Raw genomic sequence first — 24,687 nt, 5'->3', positions numbered from 1 at the left:
TCTTACATGACTACTGTAGCGATCGCGATGCTTGAAGATGTGTTGTGAATAGCACAGAGATATTTTTTGTTTGATTAGCCAAGCAATTGTGAATACTCATATGAGTGTTTGGAAAGTTTAACGCAAAAATCCTCACCCGCAAGATAAAATCAAAATAATTGGCAGTTAAATTGAAGTTAAGCTGAAATCAGTAATAGATTAGAGGTCAGGGTTAAAAGGTAATTAGGGTAATTCCTCTGAGCTTCTATAATGTCCTAAATTGCCGCTCGATTACTATATTTCGATTTCGTCTAAAAGCTAGAGCAAGTAACCCAGCAGGTATTTATGCAACTGTCAATCGACAGGAAAAAAAAATACACAATGGATACAGTGTACGAGATAGCTTTAGTCCGCCGCAGACACTAAAGGGGGCGATCACGCTGATGCTACGCTCCGTTCCAAAAAGATTAACCGCAGGATTTTTTGTCGTATTAGCGTTTGCGTTGAGTAATGCGGCGATTTCGTATCGCAGTACACAGAAACTCATTACGAACGAACAAGCGATCGCGCATAGCCATCAAGTCATCGCCGAACTAGAAACAACACTTTCAAAACTCAAAGATGCAGAAACCGGACAACGCGGCTACCTACTGACACGAGACACACAATACTTAGCACCGTATGTGTTAGCAAGGACACAAACACAAGAACAACTTGCCAAACTCAAGCAACTTACCGCAGATTCCCTTAAGCAACAGCAACAAATCGCCCAACTCGAACAAGCCATGAGTGCGAAATTTGCCGAACTAGAACGCACAATCGACTTAGAGCAAAAAAATCAATTTGATGCAGCAAGAGCTATTGTGTTATCGGGTCGTGGTAAGCAATTAATGGAAGATATTCACCAAATTGTCGGCGAAATGGAAAAAAGCGAGCGACTTAGACTACAACAACGCGCGCAACAATCGCAAAATGGCTTTCGCGACGAAATCGTGACATCCTCAGTCTCAATGCTACTCAATGTCGGATTGTTGGTACTGTTGTATTACTTGATTCACCGCTATATCCAGCAACGCCAACACGCAGAAGAGTCACTGAGAAAAGCGAACCAAACACTCGAAACGCTGATTCAATCATCACCCCTCGGAATTGTAGCGCTCACGCCTAGTGGAAAAGTGAGTTTGTGGAATCCTGCGGCTGAAAGAATTATGGGCTGGAGTCGTCGCGAGATCGTTAACCAGTATTTGCCGATTTTTGACAATCAACAACTTGATCGTCACCTCCAAGCGCGAATCTTACAAGGTGAAGCAATTAGTGGTGTTGAACTGAGGAGTTACAAAAAAGATGGTCAAGCGATCGCGATTTCGCTTTCTACCGCACCGTTGCGCGATGCTAGCAATCAGATTAATGGCATTATGGCAGTGATTGCCGATATTAGCGATCGCTACGCCGCCGAACAAACAATTCGCGAACAAGCAGCGTTACTTGATATTGCGGTCGATGCGATTTTTGTTCAAGACTTAGAAAACCGAATTTCTTTTTGGAATAAAGGCGCAGAACGTTTATATGGTTGGCAAGCGCGCGAAGCTTTGGGGAAAAATGCTGATGAACTTTTACACGACGAACCAGCATTAAAAATTGTCGTTTTGCAAGAAAAGCTCAACACAGATGGCGAATGGCAAGGCGAGTTGCGTCAAGTCGATAAAAATGGGAAACAAATTATTGTAGCCAGTCGCTGGACATTAGTCCGCGACGCGCAAGGAAATCCTAAATCAATATTAGTTGTTAACACGGGCATCACCGAGAAAAAAAGGCTCGAAGCACAATTATTACGCGTACAACGTATGGAAAGTATTGGTACGCTAGCCGGTGGAATTGCCCACGATCTTAATAATGTATTGACACCGATTTTAATGTCAGTACAACTATTACAAATGAAGTTTAGCGATACCCAAAGTCAACATTTACTCAACTCATTAGAAAGCAATGTCAAACGCGGTGCGGCATTAGTTAAACAAGTTTTGTCTTTTGCACGTGGTTTTGAAGGCGATCGCGTTACTTTACAAGTCAAACACTTAATCTCAGAAATTGTCCATCTCATTAAAGAGACCTTCCCGAAATCAATTGAAGTTGTCACCGATATTTCTCCTCATTTATGGACAATTTTCGGTGATGCGACACAACTACATCAAGTATTGATGAACTTAGTAGTTAATGCGCGAGATGCGATGCCCAAGGGTGGCACTTTAAGTATTCAAGCAGAAAATACTATAATTGACGACTACTATGCTCAGATGAATGTCGAGGCAGCGGTGGGGTGTTATGTTGCGATCGCTGTCACTGATACAGGTATTGGCATTCCACCGGAAATCATCGAGCGAATTTTTGAACCATTTTTTACAACTAAAGAAGTCGGAAAAGGTACTGGATTAGGATTAGCTACGGCACTAGGAATTGTAAAAAATCATGGTGGATTTGTGAATGTCTATAGTGAAGTTGGCAAAGGGACAAAATTTAGCATATACTTACCTGCAAGCAAAGCAACCGAACCACAACCAACCAAAGATAGTGAACTTCTATTAGGAAATGGTGAATTAATTTTAGTTGTTGATGATGAAACAAGTATTCGCGAAGCAACGAAGCTTTCTTTAGAAGCGTATAATTATCGCGTTATAACTGCAAGTGATGGTGCTAAAGCCTTGAAAATTTATGCTAAGTTTCAAGATGAAATTGCAGTAATTTTACTTGATATGATGATGCCTTCTATGGATGGTACGCTTACAATTATGACGTTACAAAAGATAAATCCTGTAGTAAAAATTATTGCCATCAGTGGACTTAGTTCTAATGAAAAAATAGCTGCAAAAACTGGTTTAGGTGTACAAGCTTTTCTACCCAAGCCTTGCACAGCAAAAGATTTATTAGAAACTTTGCATTATGCGATCAAAAAGTAGAAGTAATGAGAAATTACGCCTTTTGAAAATGGATAATCAGTAATGGTTCATCGGTAATAGATATTTTCCCAATGACCAACGACCAGTTACCAATGACTACTTAATGGCTAGTATAAGTGTGGAGAGACAATAGGCGTAAGCCATCCACTATGAAGATTTTAATAGTAGAGGATGACGAATTTATAACTGAAGCGCTGCGCTTAGTTTTGGCACAGCAGCACTATGCAGTCGAAACCGCGAACGATGGTGAAGCAGCTTGGGAGTTAGTACAAGTATTTGCGTACGACCTAATTTTGCTTGATGTCAAGTTACCGAAACTAGATGGTATTAGTCTTTGTCGGCGGTTGCGATCGCGCGGCTATCAGATGCCGATATTGTTAATTACCGGACAAGATAGCAGTCACGATCGCGTCGTTGGTTTAGATGCAGGCGCAGACGATTATTTAGTCAAACCATTTGATCGCGAAGAATTGGTAGCGCGGGTTCGTGCGCTGTTGCGGCGTGGCAATCTCACCTCAGCCCCACTCTTAGAATGGGGAAAACTCCGCCTCGATCCAAGTAGTTGTGAGGTAACATACGACCAACAACCGATTCATCTTACACCCAAAGAGTACGCGCTTTTAGAACTATTTTTACGCAACAATCGCCGCGTATATAGCTGTAATGCCATTTTAGAACACCTCTGGTCGTATGATAAAACTCCAGGTGAAGAAGCAGTAAGAACGCAAATTAAAGGATTGCGACAGAAATTAAAAGCTGTAGGAGCCAGTGATCTCATCGAAACAGTTTACGGCATCGGCTATCGCTTAAAACCACTCGAAACCATATCTGTACCATCCGTAGAAATTGGCAAACAAACGCAACAACAAACTTTATTCGCGATCGCTGGTGTATGGCGTCAATTTGAAGAACGTGTTAGTCAGCAGGTAGCCTTACTCGAACGCGCAACTGTTGCACTGTTGCAAGAACAACTTAGTGACGAACTACGCACAACAGCCGAATACGAAGCGCATACTTTAGCTGGTTCTTTAGGCACATTTGGCTTAGGTGAAGGTTCGCGTATTGCCAAAAAAATTGAGCGTATCTTTCAAGCACAGTCAATTTCAACCGAAGCAGCGGCGCATTTGTGTCAATTAGTAACAGCGTTACGCCAAGAAATTCAGCGCCCCGAAGCCCAAATTATGGCGACAGAACATCAACAGGAGACATCGCCTTTACTGTTAATTGTTGATAGTGATCGCCTGCAAGCCGAAGAGTTAGCCAGTATTGCTCAACAACAAGGAATACGCACGCGAGTTAGCACAAACCTCATCGCGGCGCGCGAAGCCATTTATCGCGAAAACCCGCAAGTCGTCTTATTGGATATTGCGATTTCCCCAACAACCGAAGAAAGTTTACAACTGATAACCCAACTCCACAAGCAAACATCATCAGTTCCCGTTTTAGTTTATACCACACGCGATAGTTTAGGCGATCGCCTCGCAGTCGCTAAGAGTGGAGGACGCTATTTCTTACACAAATCAACTCCACCTGCACAAGTGATTGCCAAACTTGCTCAAATTTTACAAAGTAGCGATCGCATTGCCAAAGTGATGGTTGTTGATGACGATCCGCAAATTCTCGCGACTGTGCGCAGTCTACTCGAACCTTGGGGGATGAAAGTCACAACGCTAGCCGATCCACGTTGCTTTTGGGAAACTCTAGCGGCGACTCTCCCCGATTTACTGATTTTAGATGTCAAAATGCCCCACATCAATGGTATTGACTTGTGCCAAGTGGTCCGCAACGATCCGCAGTGGAATGGTTTACCGATTGTGTTTCTTACAGCTTACAACGATACAGATGCGGTTAATCAGGTATTTGGTGCAGGTGCGGATGACTTTGTTAGTAAGCCAATTGTTGGTCCTGAATTGGTGACTCGGATTGTCAATCGTTGGGAACGTATTAAGCTTTTGCGAAGTCTTGCAGAAATCGATCCACTCACAGGTGTATTTAACCGCCAAACAGCAATTCAAGAATTTGAGTCATTACTCAACCAAGCCAAAGCAGACGATCAACTGCTTTCCTTAGCAATCATTCGTTTAGACTCTTTGCAACAGATTAATATTCATCATGGCTATGCGACAGGAGATGCATTACTACGGCGTGTTGGACAACTCTTGCAACAATTCTTTCACGAGCAAGCGATCGTCTGTCGCTGGGCAGGAGCAGAATTTATGGTAGGAATGTACGGTACAAGTCGCAGTGATGCTAAAGCAAGATTAAGCGCAGTGCAAGAAACGCTGTATCAAGAAGTTGTTGCTAATGGCACTGGTGAACTGAACTTTAGTATCGGCTTCGCGCACTATCCTGAAGATGGTACTGATTTGCAATCGCTTTACTCAACGGGAACCACAGCACTTGTACCGATAACTATTGCAGCAACTTATGCTTAGCTAAATATCCTACTAGATCTCATTTGATTCTGGTGTTTTGCGTAACTGTTGCAAGCCGTAAATTTCTAAAATCATGAATGCAAAAACAGCGATCGCACTTGCTGCAATCAAGTCTTTACCTGCTAATGTCAGTACACTATCGAAAGAAAATAGCAAAACGACACTCGTAATAATCCAATCAACTTCGATTAAAATAATTGCCCACACAGCGATCGCATTAATCGGGCGATACGAAGCAACTGCGTAAACGCCAATTCCCACCAAAAATATCCCAATTCCTAAAATTTCTAACTGCTGAGGTAACGCCAACCCGAACATAACAAATGCATGAGTAGCAAAATGATACCGCTAAGAACGCACGCAAAACTATCAAGTTTCAAGGTTGTTTCTAAAGATAGTGTGGTAGCTACAACTTTTTTAAGCATGGCTATTTTGAAGATAGAAGGTTTACACAGCGGCTGATATGACGCTTTTGAACCGCTTACCCTGAATTATTGAAGCTAAATTGAATAGAATCAATTACCTCATAGGTAATAAAAGTGATAGACTGCAAAAATTGCAGCCATACACAATAGACCTCCTGCATGAAGAGAATCGCGAATAAATTCGTTGTACTACGGCTAAGGCATGTCTTACCCTCTCAAAAATCTTGTTTTAGTGTACGAAGGTACACTTTGCCTAGATAGCCCCCAACTTTAGTCGCAGGGCATCTGTGATTATACCAATCAAATTCACACCCATCTAATGCCGCAATCAATCGAAAATAAACATAATTCTTTTGGGCATTTTTTTGCGACAGTGGCGTGATCGCCGAGGTTTAAGTCAGCTTGATTTAGCACTCATTAGCAATGTTTCGCAGCGACATATTAGCTTTTTAGAATCTGGACGTGCAAATCCTAGTCAAGAGATGATTTTGGAATTAGCAACAGTCCTAGATATTCCGTTAAGAGAGCAAAACGTAATGCTTAGTGCAGCAGGATTTGCACCAATATACTCCGAAAGCGACCTTCACGATCCTCAAGTTGAGCCAATTTGCAAAGCTTTAGACTTTATGTTGAAAAAACAAGAACCATATCCAGCTGTCGTGATAGATCGATATTGGAACTTACTACAGAGTAACGGCGCTGCCACACATTTAATGAATTTGTTGCTCCCTCAAGCCTTACAATTTGATCGCGTTAATTTGATGCGCTTGATGTTTGATCCTCATGGATTGCGCCCTGTGGTTGCCAATTGGCACGAAGTTGCAGCACATTTAATTCGGAGAGTCCATCGTGAAGCGGTTGTAGAGGGACAAAGTGAAAAATCAGTTGCATTGCTCAATGAATTACTGGCATATCCTGATGTACCGCAATCGTGGCGCGATTTGCAATGGGAATGGCACACACCGTTACTTACTGTGAATTTTGTGAAAGGCGATCGCCAATTTAATTTCTTCTCAACGATCGCCACTTTAGGAACGCCTTACGACATTACACTTCAAGAATTACGAGTGGAATGCTTATTTCCCGCAGATGATATCACTGCAGAAAATATGAGAAAACTACAACCAGGATAGTTCACTCATACGTCAACAAATATCAACTACGAACGGCTTCTAGAATACGCGAAAAGTAAAAGCGAGTGCGTGTCATTGCTTGTCGTTGAATTGTAAAACCTTGGCTATTGAGAATCTTTATGACATCAGCTTCTTTGTGTAAATAAGCACGAGTCGCTTTACTTGGTCCAGGAAAGAAACTGCCAATCTTTTTGAGTAAACTTAAAGCAGGAGTTTTAGGCGCAAAGCTGAGAATCAAGCGTGACTCAGACAACGAACACAAATGCGAAATCATTTCTACTGCTTGCGCTTGTGGATAGTGAATCAGCACATCTAAACAAATAACACTGTGGTATTTGCCGCTGAGGTGTTCTAAATCTTGCACTGCAAATGTAAGATTGTCTGTGTTAGCTAATTCTGCCGCAGCGCGATCTTTAGCTTCTTCCACCATTTTCTCTGAAATATCACTCGCAAAAACTTTAGCACCAGCTTGCGCTAAAGGAATACTCAGACTTCCCACACCACATCCCGCATCGCAAATCGACATTCCCGCTAAGTTATCGTCTTGCAACCAGTTGAGAACTGTTTCGACGGTTTGCTGATGCCCGTTACGGATATCAAGTTGTACTTTATTGACTTCACCGTCGCCATAAATCCGTCGCCAGCGATCAAACCCTGTAGAGTTGAAGTAATCTTTAACTATTGTTTTATCGTCTGCTACGTTCATAAAACTAGATTTATCATGAGTTCCCAACGCTTTAACTTATCACGGGTTGGTGACTGGGAGCAGAGGAAGCAGGGGAGAAGTGAGTTACTGTCTTCAATTCAAAACTCACCACTAGCCACTAATCTGCACCAAGTTAATTCTTTTGTCGTTTCATACCAACGCCAGCGTAGTAATTGTGTTGCCCAATTGCCGATGAATTCTGGTAAGTGAATTGCTTTACGAGGTGCTATTGTAGCAAGCGCGATCGCACTTTCGACATCACAAATATTCCAACTTACCAAGTTTTGAACTCCTACGAGTAAAGGCAGTGTTGTTCCGGCTAGCGTACTGTCAGCTAATCTTGCAGTCCCACTAGTAACTGTAATTTGGCGCGTATCCCAAGGATAAGTTCCATCAGGTAATCCTAAAGGTGCTAAAGCGTCACTCACGAGAAAGATTTTTTGTGCGTAATCGCTTGCTTTCAACAAAATTTTCAACATTGTGGGGCAAACGTGCTGTCCATCGGCAATTAAACCACACCACACCCCAGGATATACGATCGCCTCTCCTAACAATCCTGGTTCGCGATGATGCAGCCCTGGCATCGCATTAAAAGCATGAGTTACCATTGTTGCACCTCGATCGAACGCGCGTTGTGCTTCTTTTGCAGTGGCTTGTGAGTGACTGAGGCTGATGGTGATGCCAAGCGAACGCAGATAAGCGATCGCCTCTCCAGTCGCGTCTAATTCGGGTGCTAGGGTTATTACTTTAACAATCGATGCATAGTCACCAACAACACGCTGAACGTTATCAATCGTCAGCGGTAATAAATATTCAGCTGGATGCGCGCCGCGTTTATGGTAATTCAAAAATGGTCCTTCTAGATGCACTCCCAAAATTTTGGCTTGCTGCGGTTCATCCTTTTGCATAAATTCGCCAATAACAGCAAGCGATCGCTGAAAATTGTCAATCGAAGTTGTCACCAAAGTAGGTAAAAAACCATCAACTCCCTGTTGCCACAAAAACTCACAAACCGCCGCTAACTTAGAAAAATCTTGCGCTTGAATTTCGGGAAAAGCTAGCCCCAGTGCCCCATTAATCTGTAAATCAACACCGCCCAAAGATACCCAATCGCCTGCGACATCTAAACTCTGCGTCGATGATATTGCTTCACGCATCGGTAAGATCTGAGCGATTCTACCCTGCTCAACACAAATTTGCTGTAAACCTCGATAACCTGGTAGCCGTGCATTAATGATATGCAAATTATTATTGATCGCCGTTAATTTTGTCATTACTTGTAGCAAAAGACATTGCAGGGGTCAGAGTTAGTAAGCTGCTAAGTATGTTCTAGCCATCCCTTCAATATATTTTTAAAATCTTCGTGTCCTTTGAGACTTGGTGGTTCGTTTTTAATATAAACTTCATACGCAACAAAAAAATCCTACTCCACAACTAACTTTAAGCCCTTGTAGGCAGTCATGACTCAACCACTCATTGGGATTATTATGGGCAGCGATTCCGATTTGCCCACGATGAAAGAGGCGATCGCGGTTTGTTCTGACTTTGATGTCGCGTGCGAAGTTGCGATCGTGTCAGCACACCGCACGCCCGAACGCATGGTAGAATACGCCAAATCTGCCCATCAACGCGGGATAAAAGTCATTATTGCGGGTGCCGGTGGTGCGGCGCATCTCCCAGGGATGGTTGCGGCTTTAACTCCTTTACCTGTGATCGGAGTTCCCGTTCCTAGCCGCCATTTACAAGGCGTTGACTCGCTGTACTCGATTGTACAAATGCCTGCTGGTATTCCGGTGGCGACTGTGGCGATCGGCAATGCGAAAAATGCCGGATTACTCGCGGTGCAAATTTTGGCAACGCATAATCCGGCGTTATTGCAACAAGTGCAAGCATACCGCGCCGGCTTAACGACGATGGTGATGGAGAAGCAAGCCAAGTTAGACGAACTAGGCTATCAAAAATACTTATCTAATTTGTAATAAAACGTATCAGTCAAAAAAGATGCATTTTCTGCATAATTCTGACATAAAGAACACAGAGAATTGCTTTTTCCTGTTTTCTTTATGCTTTTCTGCTGTTGGCGGTTGTTTACTAGGCTTTGGTTTTTATTCCAAATTAGCAAAAGTAATCCGCGAGTAACTGTAATTAATTATACAGATTACTAGCTTAAAAAAATACAAAATCAAAGTCGCAAAACTATCAATAATTCTTCTGAGAACTTCTCTCGCAACCCTGTCAGGGGCAGGAATTATTGAAGTCTGCTTGAGCAAGAAGGCTGATAGATCGAATACGTCTGTTGGTACCGCTTGTGCAGCTTAACTTAAAGCATAAATAGCTATCAGATTAAAGCTTTGGATGTGTTTTCGCAGTTGAAGGATCGGTTCAAGGAATGAAGCTAAAATTAAAGCAAAAGAAAAGATGGAGAGATCAAAGGCGACCATTGTCAGCAAGTCGGTACGCTAACTCATCGGTAAGGACAAATACATTTTTTGCAAAGTTGTACAAAGCAATCAAGCGGCTATCTCCTACCTGGCGAGCCTGCATTCCGCTGTCAATTTTTATAGTCTTAGCGTGGGGTTACGCTGCTGTTGCACAAGATGCGCCTGCTGGTGGTCTTGGCACACCACAAGACTTACTAGATCTTAGAGTTGGCTTAGATACCTTGTGGGTGTGTGTTGCTGCATTTCTAGTATTCTTTATGAACGCTGGTTTCGGAATGTTAGAAACTGGCTTTTGTCGTCAGAAAAACGCGGTTAACATTCTGGCAAAAAACTTGATTGTGTTCGCGCTATCGACGGTTGCATTCTGGGCGATCGGCTTTGCGCTGATGTTCGGCGATGGCAATGCTTTCTTTGGCACAAACGGCTGGTTTTTGACAGGTGCAGACAACAGCCCAGCCACAGGAGATGCATATCAAGGCGTTTTTAGCGCTCTAAACTGGACGGGCGTCCCCCTTGGTGCAAAATTCTTATTCCAGTTGGTATTCGCGGGTACTGCGGCAACGATCGTATCTGGAGCTGTTGCTGAGCGGATCAAGTTTATTGACTTTTTGATTTTTAGCCTTTTACTTGTAGGAGTTGCCTATCCGATCACAGGTCACTGGATTTGGGGTGGCGGTTGGCTTGCAGATGCTGGCTTTTGGGATTTTGCCGGTTCAACCGTTGTTCACTCAGTCGGTGGTTGGGCGGCTTTGATGGGAGCAGCGATCTTAGGTCCCCGTTTGGGTAAATACCAAGATGGTGTTTCGGTCGCAATGCCAGGACACAACATGAGTATTGCGATGTTGGGTTGTCTGATTCTGTGGTTAGGCTGGTTTGGGTTTAATCCTGGTTCGACGATGGCAGTCAGCCCCAGTATTGCGCATATTGCCTTAACAACAAATATTGCAGCGTCAACAGGTGGAATCGCGGCGACGATTGTTGCTTGGGTATACCTAGGTAAGCCGGACTTGTCGATGATTATTAACGGCATTTTGGCAGGGTTGGTAGGAATTACCGCACCTTGCGCATTTGTAAGTTTACCTTGGGCAGCTGTTATTGGTTTAGTTGCAGGGATTATTGTTGTCTTCTCTGTAACTTGGTTTGATAAAATCCACATAGATGACCCTGTGGGTGCTACCTCGGTTCACCTCGTGTGTGGTATCTGGGGAACTCTAGCGGTCGGTCTATTTGCCGAAGGCCCTGGCGGCGCATTGAACCTATATGAGGAAGGTGCAGGTCCTATTCGTGGGCTATTGCTGGGTGGTGGTTTTGGTTCCTTATGGCCACAAATCATTGGGGTTCTCTCGGTCGGCGGCTTTACGGTTTTGATCACAACGATCTTCTGGTATATCCTGAAGGCTACTTTAGGAATTCGCGTTACACCGCAAGAAGAAATCGAAGGTCTAGATATTGGCGAACACGGTATGGAAGCGTATAGTGGTTTCCTTAAAGAAGCCGATGCTAGCGGAATGGCTGACCCTAGTGCCTACGGCGCAACGCGACGTCCTGGGGATGTGTCTAGTACTTACTAATGTTGGTTAACGTCCTACTTGCCATTTCTCCATAATTTCTTAACCGTCGCAAGTCTGTGGCGGTTTTTTGTTGTCTTTGAGTATGAGTTTCTAACGACAGCATCCAATTAGTATCTGGGCATTTTATGATCGAGTGTAAGAAGCATCAGAGTACGAGGCAACACCTGCATGGATACAAAAGCTTTTAAGCGATCGCTCCAACATTCAGAAAACTACCACCGCAAAGGATTTGGACATCAAGCTGAAGTCGCCACGCAGCTGCAATCAGAATATCAAAGCAATCTTGTGCAGGAAATTCGCGACAATAACTACACGCTGCAACAGGGTGATGTCACGATTTATTTAGCGAAAGCCTTCGGGTTTTGCTGGGGTGTTGAACGGGCTGTAGCGATGGCGTATGAAACTCGTCAGCACTTTCCCCAAGAAAGAATTTGGATTACTAACGAAATTATTCATAATCCTTCAGTAAATCAGCGCTTGCGCGAAATGCAAGTCGGATTTATTCCGGTAGAAAATGGCAAAAAAGATTTTTCGATTGTTGAATCGGGAGATGTTGTTATTCTTCCGGCTTTTGGTGCAAGTGTTCAGGAGATGCAACTATTAAATGATAAAAGTTGCACGATTGTTGATACAACTTGTCCTTGGGTATCTAAAGTTTGGAACACCGTAGAAAAGCACAAAAAAGGCGAATATACCTCGATTATTCATGGTAAATATAACCACGAAGAAACTTTGGCAACGAGTTCTTTTGCGGGCAAATACTTAATTGTCTTGAATTTGGCACAAGCCGAGTACGTTGCCAATTACATCCTCAATGGCGGCGATAAAAACGAATTCTTAGCTAAGTTTAGCCGCGCGTGTTCCACAGGATTTGACCCTGAGCGCGACTTAGAACGCGTCGGAATCGCTAACCAAACGACAATGCTTAAAAGTGAAACCGAGCAAATCGGTAAACTCTTTGAGCGTACGATGTTGCAGAAATATGGTCCTATTGAGTTAAACGATCATTTCCAAAGCTTCAACACGATTTGCGATGCGACACAAGAACGCCAAGACGCCATGTTTGAACTAGTCGAAGAAAAACTAGATTTAATCGTTGTCATTGGCGGCTTTAATTCTTCTAACACGACTCACTTGCAAGAAATTGCCGTAGAACGCGAGATTCCGTCATATCATATTGACAGTAACGATCGCATTGGTCCAGGTAATCGTGTTGAACACCGACAACTGAGTGGAGACTTGGCAGTTACAGAAAATTGGCTGCCAGAAGGTGCGATTGCGATCGGTATAACATCTGGTGCTTCTACTCCTGATAAAGTCGTAGCCGACGTTGTTCAAAAAATATTTGATATCAAACTCAGCTTAGCCACAAAATACCGTTAACGCGAGCTATTTTCAACCTACGGCAATTACCAAGTTCAATCGCAATAGATTCACAATCGCTATCTTCAAATATACTCACATTAAACTGCCATTAACTCGGCATGTTCAATGCGGGTTCCCAGTACTTTCAGAAACTCAGCTAACCACCGAGGATGGGCGGGCCATGCTGGAGCCGTCACCAAATTACCATCGACAACAGCTTCAGTCACCGGAACCTCAACATACTGTCCTCCTGCGGCTTGCACTTCTGGAGCACACGCTGGATAAGCACAGCAGCGCTTTCCACGGATTGCCCCTGCTGCTGCCAAAAGTTGTGCGCCGTGGCAAATAGCTGCAATAGGCTTATTGGTCTTAGCAAAATGTTGAACCATAGCAATAACATCTTGATTGAGCCGAAGGTACTCTGGAGCGCGACCGCCGGGGACTACTAAGGCATCGTAGTCCGCAGGCTTTACTTCAGCAAAGTTAGCGTTGAGCGTGAAGTTATGCCCTGGCTTCTCCGAATAGGTTTGATCTCCTTCAAAGTCGTGAACAGCTGTGCGAACCGACTCTCCAGACTTTTTATTGGGGCAAACCGCATGAACGGTATGACCTACCATCTGTAACGCTTGGAATGGCACCATGACTTCATAATCTTCCACAAAGTCCCCAACGAGCATCAAAATCTTAGCAGCCATGTTCTGTCCTCCTTTACTTGGTTTATTCCTCTTCTGTCACTCCTGCTGGAGCGAATTCTAAAATACTGATGTATCATGACTTTCCTATTTTGGTAAATCAAATTTGGCAAAAGGGCGAAACCTAAATGCAGCAAGACATCTGAATTTTACTATCGCCAATGTGACAAAAGAGGGTTATGGTCAATCTGTTTTTGACTTTAGCAAAACCGAGCAGGAAATCTCCCTGACGCTTCTGTGACTGGGAAATGAGAGCAAGTATATGTTAGCTCATCCTGACTAGCTATGTATTGTTTGACAATTTCTAAAGGCGCACTGCCACAAGAGACGATAAACTGCTGCCGTCACCACAGGCTTGTCCCCCAATAAAATCGAGCCATCGGCACAGAATGGGAAAAACTAGTTACATTTAGTTACATTGAGCGGTTCAACAACACCCTGCCTCAGCGAGTTGGGCGCTTAGTTCGTAAAACCTTGTTGTTTCTTACTTTTTAGGACTACCTGGAGACGTATAAAGTAATTGGAGGAAGTACTACTCTGCCATCAAAAAACCTGGCGTTGCTCTAAATGAGCCGTTATGTCCTGGCGCGATCGCCAAACTGGATGTAATTCTTTGCGAGCAAACAACTGCAATTGCTCTCCTACATGAGGCGAATTCGGTTGAGTTGCGTTGCCATAACTGGTGAGTGCCATTGCTCGTACTGGGTTGGAGAACTCAATCGCGGCGATATAGGAATCACCCTCAATAGCTTGAAAGCGCCCATTAGCAGTCGGCGCAAAATTGAGAACGCGGAAGATACCAAGTTTTCCAGGATCACCATTGGCTGGCAGATCTCGATCGACGGACTTGAGCCGGAAAACATCGCCCCACGGTACATCTAGCACTCCATAAGCCTTATCTACCTTTGCTGCGGCGATCGCCAGCGCCTTCACCGCCTTCTGAGGGTCTGCTAAACCGTCGGGTGTGGTCTGTGGGGCTTCCTCTTTCCAAGGAATTGCGAACGCTTCTGGAAAGTCCATTTCGTCCGTCCACTGAGCAAAGAGTACTGCACCTTGGCTATCTGCATTCGCCTGACGATCCCAGGTTTCCAGGATATCGGCAGCTCGACGCGCCGATTCATCTCCAAACTTCCTAGCAGCGGGAATCAGGTCATCTAAAAGCCGATCTGCCAGTTCCATCCGAGTTGAGTGCTTGTACTTAACCATTTCCTCAAAAGAAATGCTTTCATCCTCATTCAGCATCTTGGCGGAACGCTGCGCGCGGAAAGACATCAGACCGCGTGGAGCCATATAGGGAGGGTATTTATCCGGATTCAGCGCGCGTGGGAACGTTGTTGTCCAAGGTGGATCGTTGGCATTTTGCAACCAACCGCTAGCTGGGTCAACTACGCGCGGGAGATCGCGGTAGGGGTGAGTTTTTGTCCACAAAGTTTGAGAGGTGTTGCCAGGAATTATGCCCTCCCAGTCTTCAAAATTTCCCTGAGAGCGAATTGGCACTTGACCGTTAAATAAGTGCATAATATGCCCATCTCGATCTGCGTACATCACTGTAAACATAGGGAGTTGTAAGCGCTTGAGTGCCGTTTCAAATTGAGTTAGGTTTTTTGCCTGCGCCATATCCCACCACTGCTGCAGCGCCCCAGGAGAGTCGAGTCCAACAACCCGCAGTGCCAAGGCTTTACCCTGCTTCTGTGCTACAACTGGACCATGAATCGAATGTTGCACTACAAGTGATTCTGCACGCAGAGTACCATTATCCTGCTTTACCTGCAGAGTTTTCTCTTCAGTTTGGAAAGCGCGGATTTTGCCATCAAAGCGATAGCCTCCATCTGCTAGTTGCAATTCGTAAGTGTCCCATCCATCATGGGTGTTGACTGTGTGAGTCCAACCTAAGTTGTCGTTGAAGGCGATCGCCAAAACCGGAATACCGACCAGTGTTGCTCCGTAAGCATCAATACCTGGAGCAGTCAGCTGAGCTTCGTACCAAAGGAATAGATTTGACCAAGGTAAGTGTGGGTTTGCCAGCAGCATTGCTTTTCCACTGGCAGAACGCGATGGGGCGATCGCCCAACCGTTAGAAGCTTTTGAGTTGTTTTCACCTATTTTTTCAACGTTGTCATTAATGCTCTCAGGATTAACGACAAACGTAAAATGAAGCACGCGCTGCCCGTGAGCAAGTATATCCACTGGCTCGATTGGCAGCACAACCTCAACTTCGTCGTCAATCAAATCGGGATGTGCCTTAGCATAGGCATTGAGCCCAGCGGCAAATGCGTCCAGATTATTCCGGAAAGCTGGGTTTTGAGCTTTATACCAAGACTGGGCGCGTTCAGGAATCCCCATTCGTTGTACCCATCGATCTGATTCTAGATACTTCTCCCCCCAGTATTCAGCAGCGCGTCCCCGTGCTTGACCATATAGACGTAATAGTAAGTTAGCGTGGCTTTGCATCTGTGCCCAACCAAAGGCTTGGAAGGCACTTTGAGTATCCTTACCATAGATATGAGGTATGCCGTAAGTGTCCCAGAGTATTTCTGTAGATTTTGGCAGTATCGCTCTACTAGAAAACCCTACAAACAAAGCAAAGATGAAACCAAATATCAATGGTAAAAGTCGAAATGTGTTTCCTTTAACAACTCTGAATGCATAGTTTTTGCACTGATGCAGAAATTGATTAATAGGTAAATGACTTCTCAGAGCAAGCCACTGTAAAAAAGCTTTAAACATTAATATGGCTGATAAATCCTTCATCTAGTCTGTTGTTGCTACACAATCGGCGATCGCGCTTGTAAGTGTTGAGTTAGGCTTTGCAGTAGCAGGGCTTGCGCTGAATGCAGAAAGAAATGATCGCCTGAAAGCATTTGCAGTGAGGAAGCATTTGTCTGCTGTCGCCAGGCTTGGAGGCAATCAAAATCAACCTCAACATTCTGCAAACCACCAAAAACAGCGATCAGGCAGTTTAGCGGCGGCTCGGAAGCGTAAACATAAGTTTCAATAACAGCAACGTCTGCCTGCAGAACAGGGAGAAGCAGTTGCATCAGTTCGACATTTTCTAAGACTGCTTTGGGAGTACCGTTGAGACGGCGCAGTCTGTCAAGAAATGCGGGTTCTGGCAAGGTGTGAAGCAGCGGTTCTGGGGACGGAATTTGGAGAGCGCGGCAACCGGACACAAACAGCTGCACTGGTTCTCGCTCATTCTGTTTGCGAAGTAGACGAGCAACCTCAAAGCTGACGAGCGCACCCATGCTATGACCAAAGAAAGCAAAGGGTTTATCTAAGTGGGGTAGCAGAGATTGGGCGATCGCCTGAACCAGAGGTTCTAACCGCGTGAAAAGAACTAACCCGATTTGAGTTCCCCTTCCAGGGAGTTCAATTGGACAAACTTCGATAGTTTTAGGTAAACTGCCTGTCCATGTGCGAAAGCTAAAAGCGCCACCACCGGTATAAGGAAAACAAAATAGCCGCAGGCTCGCTTGAGGGTTGGACTTGGGATAGGTCACCCAAGAATTAAAGGTTGGTGTATTTGTCACGATCCGACTTGCGATCTAACAATAGAGTCTGACATCAGCCTTTTCATGCTTTGCTTGCTACTAAAACTTCTAATTGGCGCTAGTTGCGAGTAGCTTCCTGCATCTTTTGCCTTAAGCTGAGCGGTCTCATGTCAGTCCACACTTCCTTAATGTATGCCAGACACTCTGGTTTAAGACCGCTTTTACCTGCATCTCGCCATCCCAGGGGATTTTCTCGGTCAGCAGGCCAGATGGAATACTGTTCTTCATGATTGACTACAACTTTGTAAATTGTCGTGTCTTCTGTGTCGTCTCTATTCATTATGGTCTCTGCGATTCCTTTGAGATGTTTTTTGAATAAATATCTCTGACTCAACTTTATTTCTGACCTGCTGATGCTTGCACTTCCACAGCCTCGTCAACTGGAAGCTCGAACAACAGCGTATTTTGGCAGAATTTTTTCCATTCGGCAGTGATATTGTCGAAAATGATATTTTCGTCCTTGAAGATACCATCTGTGACTAGATAGTTTTCTTGCAAATAAAGAAAGAAAGTCATCATCAGTTAGCTCTCGATTGACCTCAACTTCCTTGCCATCGCACCTGTTGCTTTTCTTTTCTGGTATTTTCCGTATGCTCTGTCCACTGACTGAACTGACGTAATTGCGCTAACGAGTAAGCTTTACAGTATTTGCCCACTGTTGCCATAATGTTACCTCTTTTAAATTTATTGTGTCTCCAAGGCAGGGTGACGCTGGGTAAGTGAGACAAGATCAATACCAACTTAAGAAGTTAAATGCTACACTCCACGACCATCCGTAAATTCCGAAAAAAAGCCAGACAGTACTTTCACCAGGCGACTGACACGATACTGCTTCACTTCCTCTAACTGTTGTTTATCTCCTGAATTTCGAGATGTGATTACAGAGCCGCTTACCTCCACCCTAGCCTCGTATGCGCTTCTCACACTTCCAACTGATACCGCGAAATCGATGCGAACATCAGCCCACTCTTGGTTGGCTTCATCGCTTGCCAGCACTTGACCCGCTTTGTGGTAATTGAGCCAGTCCCAGCCCTCTTGCATCCATATCTCTCGTTCCACGATTTGCGCAAATGTGGATAAACCACCCCATCCCCGATAGTAAGGATAAAGTTTTTTGACAGAACCCTAAGTACAGGACAAAAATTGTAGTGAGTGAAGAAAGTCATCAGATTTCAAGTCTAAATCAGTAAAAATGGAACGAAGATGATCGAAGCCATAACGAAAAATAGTCGCTTGCCGTCGTCCATGTTTCTTCACCTGGAGAGGACGGTGAGAAGATAACCACTCGCCAGTTTTGATTGCCCAACATAAAGCCAAAGCCATCAAAGCTAAAAGTTTACTCAAACGCTGATGGTCAGTAAAATGAGTTGATTCGAGACAAAATCCTCTAGTCTTAAAGTTGCCAAAGAGAGTTTCAATTCCCCAACGTCGAGCGTAGTCAGAAATAGCCATTGTGGGGGAATCGTCAGAAATAATGATTAACAGTTCACGATCAATCATCCAGACGCAAGGCGGACACATAAACTAAACGACCCCAAACCCAACGACGACTGGACAAAACCTCCGATTGACCAGCTTGGAGATGAGAAAACACAATCGAGGCTATTAGGCTTTGTTGACCGTCATGGATTTTCTGATTGGCTTTAATTCTGAGCCGAAAAGGTATGATGGGGTCAATCATCAAATAGGTTAACCATTCTTTGCCGATAAATTCTCGGTCGCCACACAGATAAGCAATTTCTGCATCAGGAAAGATGGCTCGAAATTTATCCAACAAGTCCATCCTTTCGTCACTGTTAGAGTTACCTTTGTTGTCCAACATCGTCCACACTCAAGGATAAGCCACACCAAGATGTACGACTCCTAAGATGAAGATGTTGAAGCGAGTTTGTCCAAAAGACCATTCTGTGCGGTCTATGCTGAATACCCAAGGCTGCGGAATCTTCATCAAAGCGACAATCAATTTAGCCACCGAAGGATAATCTAAATCAAATTTCCGAAAAAAACGTTGTAGACGCTTATAGTTTGAGTTAGTTTTCGCGCTTGTGCGAAATCCTGTGGCTAAGGAAACCAAGTTTACTGTTTTCACTCTGATCAGGGCGATTAAAAACAAAGCTAGAAAATTGAGTCGAGCACCATGCCAGGGCAAATAGGGTTTCCAAGTGTCTCGAAGTAGGTTAACTTGGTTCATAGGGTCAGGACTTACGCAAAAGCGGCTTTAAACTGAAGCAATGAGCTTTACCAAATTAGATTACTGCCAGTATCTGTTAAGCAGCCCTATTAACTATACGGTGACAAACTTGGCTGACCATCTAGAGGGGATCACTCATGACCGGATCAACCGCTACCTAAGGGGCGAGAAATTGACCCCACGGTTGTTGTGGGACAACGTCAAACCGTTGCTGTGTGCCTCCCAGAATGCCTATCTTTTGTTCGATGATACTGTGTTGGATAAGCGGCATTCAACCTCAATTGAGCTAACAAGGCGGCAGTACAGTGGCAATGAGCATCGTGTGCTGCGAGGCATTGGACTGGTGAGTTGTGTGTACGTCAATGGGGAAACCGGACAGTTCTGGGTGATTGATTACCGCCTGTATGAACCCGATGGAGATGGACACAGCAAGTTAGACCACGTCAGTGAGATGCTCACCGGCGTGGTGTACAGCAAGCAGTTACCGTTTAGCACAGTGTTAATGGATAGCTGGTATGCCACACAGAAGCTGATGGCGCAGATTGACCAGCTAGAGAAGCGGTATTACTGTCCGCTCAAAACTAATCGACGAGTGGATGATAGCGGCGGCAGTGCACCGTATGTGCGGGTTGATGAACTCGTTTGGCGGGACGAAGAATCGCAACAAGGTAAGCTCATCAAGGTGCGTGGCTTCCCCAAAGACAAGAAGGTGAAACTATTCCGCGTCATTGTTTCCACCAACAGGACGGAGGAGCGTCGTTACCAACGACTGTTCTCAAGCTTCAACCGATGCCGTACAAGATGCGTGCGGAATCCGTTGGAAGCCAATCGGAGTTTCACCGTGAACTGACGCAGTTAACTGGAGTCGAAGCTTGTCAGTGTCGTAAAGCTCGGATTCAACGCAATCATATTGCTTGTGCTTTGCTCATCTGGAGTCGTCTCAAAACGATCGCCTATCAAACGGGCAGAACGATTTATCAGGTCAAGCATGGAATGCTCTCAGATTACTTGATTGAGCAACTCAAGCACCCATCCGTTCAAATGTCTCTTGCGTAAGTCCTGATTTACTCTCGCTAACTTTGCTGCTGTAGGTTTTTGGGGGCGTTCGATTTCGATTTCTCCGACATCTACCACCATGACTTTCCATTCCCAACCCGGTTGAGACAACTGTCGCTGACTCGGAAGCCGGAACTTGCCACACTTGACTAGCAAGTCTTCAACTTTTCGCACGATTCGCCCCACTGTGGTTTCGTGTACTCCCCAACTGACTCCAATGTGAAATTGGCTGCGATACTCTCTCCAGTACTCCAACGCCACCAGCAGTTGGTCTTCGACACTCAGTTTGGCTTGTCCACCTCGTTGCCCTTGACGATCAACATGGGGACGCAACACCGCAACCATTTCGCTAAACGTTTCCCGGCTTACTCTACACAAGCGCTTCAACTTAGGCTTCGATAGATGTTCCATTTCGCGATATCGCATATCTGCTTCTGACCTTAGCTTCTATTCAGAAGCTACCTCGCTTCACTGCGATCCTCAACTGTCACACTCTCTTCCTATTCGTGCACGAGGTCTAATATTTGACTTTGCACTGTTTTTTCTATGCCTTCTAGGTCTGTCAGCTTACTTTATATCTGCTTCTTCATACAACAATGTTGCCAATTCTTTTAAGCAGGCTTTGAGCCTTTCTTGTTTATCCTGGTTCATTGTGAGTCATGCAGACTGTTTTATCTGTTCTTCTATTCTCCCATAACTTGTATCTCTTGTGACTCTGTGGTTCGTTTCTAAAAAATCTCGTAACTTACACACGATTACTATAAGATGTTCGCTCGCGTAAACTCTGCAATGCTGCGATTTGTTTTGCTTGTTCATCAAGACGAATTGAAAGGCGATCGCACACCAATTCACATAACTCAAACGCAATTGGATCAGCGATTTGATAGAAGACATTACCCCCTTGGGGAGTGCGAGTCACAATACCTGCTTGCAGCAAGACTTTTAAATGCTTCGAGACATTCGCTTGTCCAAGTCCAGTGATGGCGATAATTTCAGTAACGTTTTTTGCGCCTGAAGTCAGACTACTCAAAACAGTTAATCGACTTACTTCAGATAAAACTTTAAAATATTCTGCAACAGGGGTAAGAGCTTGAGGAGATTGCATGAATATCCTTAAAACAGCATAAGATTGAAGAAATGCCACTATATTGCGTATAAGTAATATAATGGCAGCAAAAAAAAGCGCAAAGCACACATTGAATACAACCACTACTCATCGTGGGCAAAGCGATGATAAAGGAAATCAAGCGCGTAGTTGCGTAACTTGTAGTAATGCGGATCTTCCATAATGCGGGCGCGATCGCGTGGACGCGAAAAAGGAATTTCCATCACTTCCCCAATCTTTGCATGAGGACCATTCGTCATCATCACCAAGCGATCTGCTAAAAATAAAGCTTCATCGATATCGTGCGTAATCATCAACACTGTACAGCGATGATCGTTCCAAATTTTCAACAATTCTTCTTGCAATTCCTCTTTGGTAATCGCATCCAACGCCCCAAAAGGTTCATCTAAAATCAACACTTGCGGACGAATTGCCAAAGCCCGTGCGATACTCACCCGCTGTTTCATTCCTCCTGAAAGTTGCGGTGGTTTTTTATCAGCAGCTTCGCTAAGTCCGACCATTGCTAAATGTTCGCGGACAATCGCCCTTTTTTCGGCTTGGGGTTTATTTGGATGAACTGCATTAACTGCTAAATAAACATTTTCAAACGCCGTCCGCCAAGGAAGTAATGCATAGTTTTGAAATACTACCATGCGATCGGGACCTGGTTTAGTAATCGGTTTAGAACCTAATCGCACTTCTCCCGAAGTTGGGTGATTAAACCCTGCAACCATGTTGAGTAATGTTGATTTACCACAACCAGAGTGACCGATGACACAGATGAATTCACCTTCAGCAACAGTGAGGTTAACACCATCTAAAACGGTGTACGGTCCTTTTGATGTAGGATAAACCTTCGAGACATCCTCTATTACCAAAAAAGGTTCGCGTTGCGTCGCAACTGACACAGTTTGTTTCGCTGTCTCGGTATAAGCAAAAGTACGATTGAACATTTCAATTTCAGATTGTAGATTTCAGTTAGATTAACAAGGTGGATAATGCCACCATGGAATTTAAAATGAGGTATCTTCCCTCACCTCTCTTTCACGCAGCTACAAGCGGGCGTCGCGAATCAAGCACAACTTCAGCAATTGAGAAATCGCGTTTGATTGCTAAATCGTTGAGATAGCCAATTGGATCGTCAGCATTGAAGACACTACCGTCAAATAGCTTAATCGGCTGGCGAGTGTAACTGATATCTAAACCCAATTCTCTAGCAGCAGTACTGAACACACCAACTTTACAAATGCGTTCGACGATTTCTACCCAATTTCTGGGAAATGGAGTATCACCCCAACGCGCCAGTTGCGTCATAATCCACAGTTGTTCGGTACGACTGGGACGATTAATTGCTGAGTCTGCATAAAATTGGTGATGTGCGTATTCTCGCATCGGACGATCAAGACTACAAGTAGAATGATCAGGCGCTTCAATCTGGATGTAATCTAAATCGGTGCTGACATATTCGCGTCGTGCAACAATTTCGCGGACTTCTTCAGAATTTGCCGGATTTGCACAGTAACGACAAGCTTCTAAAAGTGCTTTAACCAAGGCAATGTGCGTATTAGGATACGCTGCTGCCCAATCTTCGCGGACGCCGAGAACTTTACCAGGATGTCCTAGCCAAATTTCTAAGTCAGTCGCTATGGTAAAACCAACACCTTCTTCCGCAGCGCGAATATTCCAAGGTTCTCCAACGCAGTAACCGTCGATTGTTCCGGCTTGTAAATCTACGATCATTTGTGCAGGAGGAATCGTTTTGAGAGAAACATCATGATCTGGATCGATACCACCTGCTGCTAGCCAGTAACGTAGTAAGAGATTGTGCATCGAACTTGGATGTACCATCCCCATGCGATGCTGTTTGTTGGCAGTCGAATGCAGATAGGCCTTGAAATCAGATAATGTGTAAATGCCTTGCTCGTAAAAGCGTTTATCGAGCGTGATCGCATTTCCGTTACGAGTCATGGTTAGCGATGTCGCAACAGGTAACGGGCGGTTTTCGTGTCCTCCTAAAGTTAACCACATTGGCATTCCGGAAGGCATTTGTGCGGCGTCTAAATATCCGCCACTGATACCATCAACAATTCCGCGCCAACTGGTTTCGCGGACCAGAGTCACTTCGTCTAAACCATGCTTTGTAAAAAAGCCTTTTTCTTTCGCCACTGCAACAGGGGCGCAAGCCGTGAGGGGAACAAAACCAATTTCGAGGTTGACTTTTTCTAAGCCGTGACGGGAAATCGCCGCAGTTTTCCGCGCCCGAATCTTCTTAATACGCTTCTGTTGATTAAGGAAATAAATCATCTCACTGCGTAAGCTGTAGTAGCTGGGGTGTTCAACAACTTCCATGCGCTTACGGGGGCGCGGAATATCAACTTCGAGAATTTGACCAATCTTTGATTCGGGTCCATTGGTTAACATCACAATGCGATCTGATAGCAATACAGCTTCGTCGACATCATGCGTCACCATGATCGCGGTAACGTGGTTTTCCTCACAAATTTGCATCAGTTGTTCTTGCAAGTTACCCCGTGTTAATGCATCTAGCGCCCCGAAAGGTTCATCGAGTAGAAGTAATTTCGGACGGATTGCTAAAGCGCGGGCGATCGCAACGCGTTGTTTTTGTCCGCCGGATAGCATTTCTGGAGGTTTATCGGCGTGAGGACGCAACCCAACCATATCGATGTGTTGTTCAACGATCGCACGGCGTTCCCCTGCTGGTAAATCTTTCATTGTTGCATTTACCGCTAGGGCAATATTTTCACGCACTGTGCGCCACGGTAGCAATGAATAATTTTGAAAGACGACCATGCGATCGGGTCCTGGTTTGGTGATGCGTTGTCCTTCTAACGTGACAACACCATCTGAGGGTAAATCTAAACCCGCTACCATATTTAATAAGGTTGATTTACCACAACCAGAGTGACCGATTAAGGAGACAAATTCGCCTTTTTTGATTTGGAGATCGATGCCTTTGAGGGCCACGTATTGCCCACCGCCGGCTAAATCAAAGACTTTATCGATGTTATCGACAGCAACGAATACAGACATAGTGGTTCGGTAGTTAGTAATTGGTAATTGGG

Annotated in this window: 20 protein-coding genes and 3 pseudogenes; 7 read left to right on the top strand and 16 right to left on the bottom strand. The window is 44.6% G+C overall.

Annotation, left to right across the window (positions count from 1 at the left end):
• Positions 1–422: 422 nt before the first annotated feature.
• Together NIES1031_RS02270 and NIES1031_RS02265 are read left to right on the top strand one after the other, a co-directional pair.
• Positions 423–2,933 carry a PAS domain S-box protein gene (locus tag NIES1031_RS02270; protein WP_073547907.1) on the top strand — a complete coding sequence of 837 codons (2,511 nt, stop codon included), beginning with the start codon at positions 423–425 and terminating at the stop codon, positions 2,931–2,933.
• A gap of 149 nt (positions 2,934–3,082) precedes the next feature.
• Positions 3,083–5,368 carry a response regulator gene (locus tag NIES1031_RS02265; RefSeq protein ID WP_073547906.1) on the top strand — a complete coding sequence of 762 codons (2,286 nt, stop codon included), beginning with the start codon at positions 3,083–3,085 and terminating at the stop codon, positions 5,366–5,368.
• A gap of 12 nt (positions 5,369–5,380) precedes the next feature.
• Here NIES1031_RS02265 and NIES1031_RS02260 read toward each other — a convergent pair whose 3' ends face one another.
• Positions 5,381–5,686: a hypothetical protein gene (locus NIES1031_RS02260; RefSeq protein ID WP_073547905.1), complete on the bottom strand. Its 306-nt coding sequence runs from the start codon at positions 5,684–5,686 to the stop codon at positions 5,381–5,383.
• 460 nt (positions 5,687–6,146) lie between these two features.
• Between NIES1031_RS02260 and NIES1031_RS02255 the strand changes: the two genes are divergently transcribed.
• Complete coding sequence (locus tag NIES1031_RS02255) at positions 6,147–6,926, top strand: helix-turn-helix domain-containing protein (protein WP_218596642.1); 780 nt, start codon at positions 6,147–6,149, stop codon at positions 6,924–6,926.
• Positions 6,927–6,948: 22 nt separating this feature from the next.
• Here the strand turns inward: NIES1031_RS02255 and bchM are convergent, their stop codons facing one another.
• Both bchM and nagA read right to left on the bottom strand, forming a co-directional pair.
• Positions 6,949–7,632 carry a magnesium protoporphyrin IX methyltransferase gene (gene bchM, locus NIES1031_RS02250; protein ID WP_073547903.1) on the bottom strand — a complete coding sequence of 228 codons (684 nt, stop codon included), beginning with the start codon at positions 7,630–7,632 and terminating at the stop codon, positions 6,949–6,951.
• A 98-nt stretch (positions 7,633–7,730) separates the two neighbouring features.
• Positions 7,731–8,906 (bottom strand): N-acetylglucosamine-6-phosphate deacetylase, encoded by a 1,176-nt coding sequence (nagA, locus tag NIES1031_RS02245; protein WP_073547902.1) that lies wholly within the window; start codon positions 8,904–8,906, stop codon positions 7,731–7,733.
• A gap of 186 nt (positions 8,907–9,092) precedes the next feature.
• Here nagA and purE point away from each other — a divergent pair, with 186 nt between their 5' ends.
• The 3 genes from purE (at position 9,093) to NIES1031_RS02230 (ending at position 13,027) form a co-directional block, all read left to right on the top strand.
• Positions 9,093–9,611, top strand: a complete 519-nt coding sequence (purE, locus tag NIES1031_RS02240; RefSeq protein ID WP_073547901.1) for a 5-(carboxyamino)imidazole ribonucleotide mutase — start codon at positions 9,093–9,095, stop codon at positions 9,609–9,611.
• Between the two features lie 410 nt (positions 9,612–10,021).
• Positions 10,022–11,644: an ammonium transporter gene (locus NIES1031_RS02235; protein ID WP_073547900.1), complete on the top strand. Its 1,623-nt coding sequence runs from the start codon at positions 10,022–10,024 to the stop codon at positions 11,642–11,644.
• Positions 11,645–11,812: 168 nt separating this feature from the next.
• Positions 11,813–13,027 (top strand): 4-hydroxy-3-methylbut-2-enyl diphosphate reductase, encoded by a 1,215-nt coding sequence (locus NIES1031_RS02230; RefSeq protein WP_073547899.1) that lies wholly within the window; start codon positions 11,813–11,815, stop codon positions 13,025–13,027.
• Positions 13,028–13,107: 80 nt separating this feature from the next.
• Here the strand turns inward: NIES1031_RS02230 and NIES1031_RS02225 are convergent, their stop codons facing one another.
• The 8 genes and pseudogenes from NIES1031_RS02225 to NIES1031_RS02195 all read right to left on the bottom strand — a co-directional run bounded on the left by NIES1031_RS02225 (position 13,108) and on the right by NIES1031_RS02195 (position 19,443).
• Positions 13,108–13,704, bottom strand: a complete 597-nt coding sequence (locus NIES1031_RS02225) for a DJ-1/PfpI family protein (protein ID WP_073547898.1) — start codon at positions 13,702–13,704, stop codon at positions 13,108–13,110.
• A gap of 540 nt (positions 13,705–14,244) precedes the next feature.
• Positions 14,245–16,428, bottom strand: coding sequence for an acylase (locus NIES1031_RS02220; RefSeq protein WP_084544231.1), 2,184 nt, complete (start codon positions 16,426–16,428; stop codon positions 14,245–14,247).
• A gap of 38 nt (positions 16,429–16,466) precedes the next feature.
• Positions 16,467–17,231, bottom strand: a complete 765-nt coding sequence (locus NIES1031_RS02215) for a thioesterase II family protein (protein ID WP_073547897.1) — start codon at positions 17,229–17,231, stop codon at positions 16,467–16,469.
• Positions 17,232–17,310: 79 nt separating this feature from the next.
• Positions 17,311–17,532, bottom strand: a complete 222-nt coding sequence (locus NIES1031_RS02210) for an MbtH family protein (protein WP_073548105.1) — start codon at positions 17,530–17,532, stop codon at positions 17,311–17,313.
• A gap of 56 nt (positions 17,533–17,588) precedes the next feature.
• On the bottom strand, positions 17,589–17,771 hold the full coding sequence (locus tag NIES1031_RS25385; protein WP_236738691.1) for a hypothetical protein: 183 nt from the start codon (positions 17,769–17,771) through the stop codon (positions 17,589–17,591).
• A gap of 20 nt (positions 17,772–17,791) precedes the next feature.
• Positions 17,792–17,917: a hypothetical protein gene (locus NIES1031_RS25910; RefSeq protein ID WP_269085988.1), complete on the bottom strand. Its 126-nt coding sequence runs from the start codon at positions 17,915–17,917 to the stop codon at positions 17,792–17,794.
• Between the two features lie 91 nt (positions 17,918–18,008).
• On the bottom strand, positions 18,009–18,293 hold the full coding sequence (locus NIES1031_RS02200; RefSeq protein ID WP_218596641.1) for a hypothetical protein: 285 nt from the start codon (positions 18,291–18,293) through the stop codon (positions 18,009–18,011).
• Positions 18,294–18,377: 84 nt separating this feature from the next.
• Positions 18,378–19,443 (bottom strand): annotated as a pseudogene (locus tag NIES1031_RS02195) (IS4 family transposase).
• A gap of 40 nt (positions 19,444–19,483) precedes the next feature.
• On the opposite strand from NIES1031_RS02195, the pseudogene NIES1031_RS02190 reads away from it, so the two are divergent.
• A pseudogene (locus NIES1031_RS02190) lies at positions 19,484–20,499 on the top strand (IS701 family transposase).
• Here NIES1031_RS02190 and NIES1031_RS02185 read toward each other — a convergent pair.
• The 5 genes and pseudogenes from NIES1031_RS02185 to NIES1031_RS02170 form a co-directional block, all read right to left on the bottom strand.
• Positions 20,443–20,925 (bottom strand): transposase family protein, encoded by a 483-nt coding sequence (locus tag NIES1031_RS02185; protein ID WP_073547896.1) that lies wholly within the window; start codon positions 20,923–20,925, stop codon positions 20,443–20,445. The pseudogene NIES1031_RS02190 and the gene NIES1031_RS02185 sit on opposite strands and share 57 nt — an antisense overlap.
• An 83-nt stretch (positions 20,926–21,008) precedes the next feature.
• A pseudogene (locus NIES1031_RS23590) lies at positions 21,009–21,150 on the bottom strand (ISKra4 family transposase); the annotation flags it as partial.
• Between the two features lie 94 nt (positions 21,151–21,244).
• Positions 21,245–21,604 carry an ArsR/SmtB family transcription factor gene (locus NIES1031_RS02180; RefSeq protein ID WP_073547895.1) on the bottom strand — a complete coding sequence of 120 codons (360 nt, stop codon included), beginning with the start codon at positions 21,602–21,604 and terminating at the stop codon, positions 21,245–21,247.
• 104 nt (positions 21,605–21,708) lie between these two features.
• Entirely contained in the window at positions 21,709–22,557 is an 849-nt protein-coding gene (locus NIES1031_RS02175; protein WP_073547894.1) for a nitrate ABC transporter ATP-binding protein, read from the bottom strand.
• Positions 22,558–22,648: 91 nt separating this feature from the next.
• The gene (locus tag NIES1031_RS02170) at positions 22,649–24,655 is read right to left on the bottom strand and encodes an ABC transporter ATP-binding/substrate-binding protein (RefSeq protein WP_073547893.1); all 2,007 of its coding nucleotides are present in this window, start codon (positions 24,653–24,655) and stop codon (positions 22,649–22,651) included.
• Between the last annotated feature and the right edge of the window lie 32 nt (positions 24,656–24,687).

It is taken from the genome of Chroogloeocystis siderophila 5.2 s.c.1 (assembly GCF_001904655.1).
GTDB lineage: Bacteria > Cyanobacteriota > Cyanobacteriia > Cyanobacteriales > Chroococcidiopsidaceae > Chroogloeocystis > Chroogloeocystis siderophila.
The sequence above is the reverse complement of the archived record's forward strand: the minus strand, read 5'-3'. Positions and strand labels throughout refer to the sequence as shown.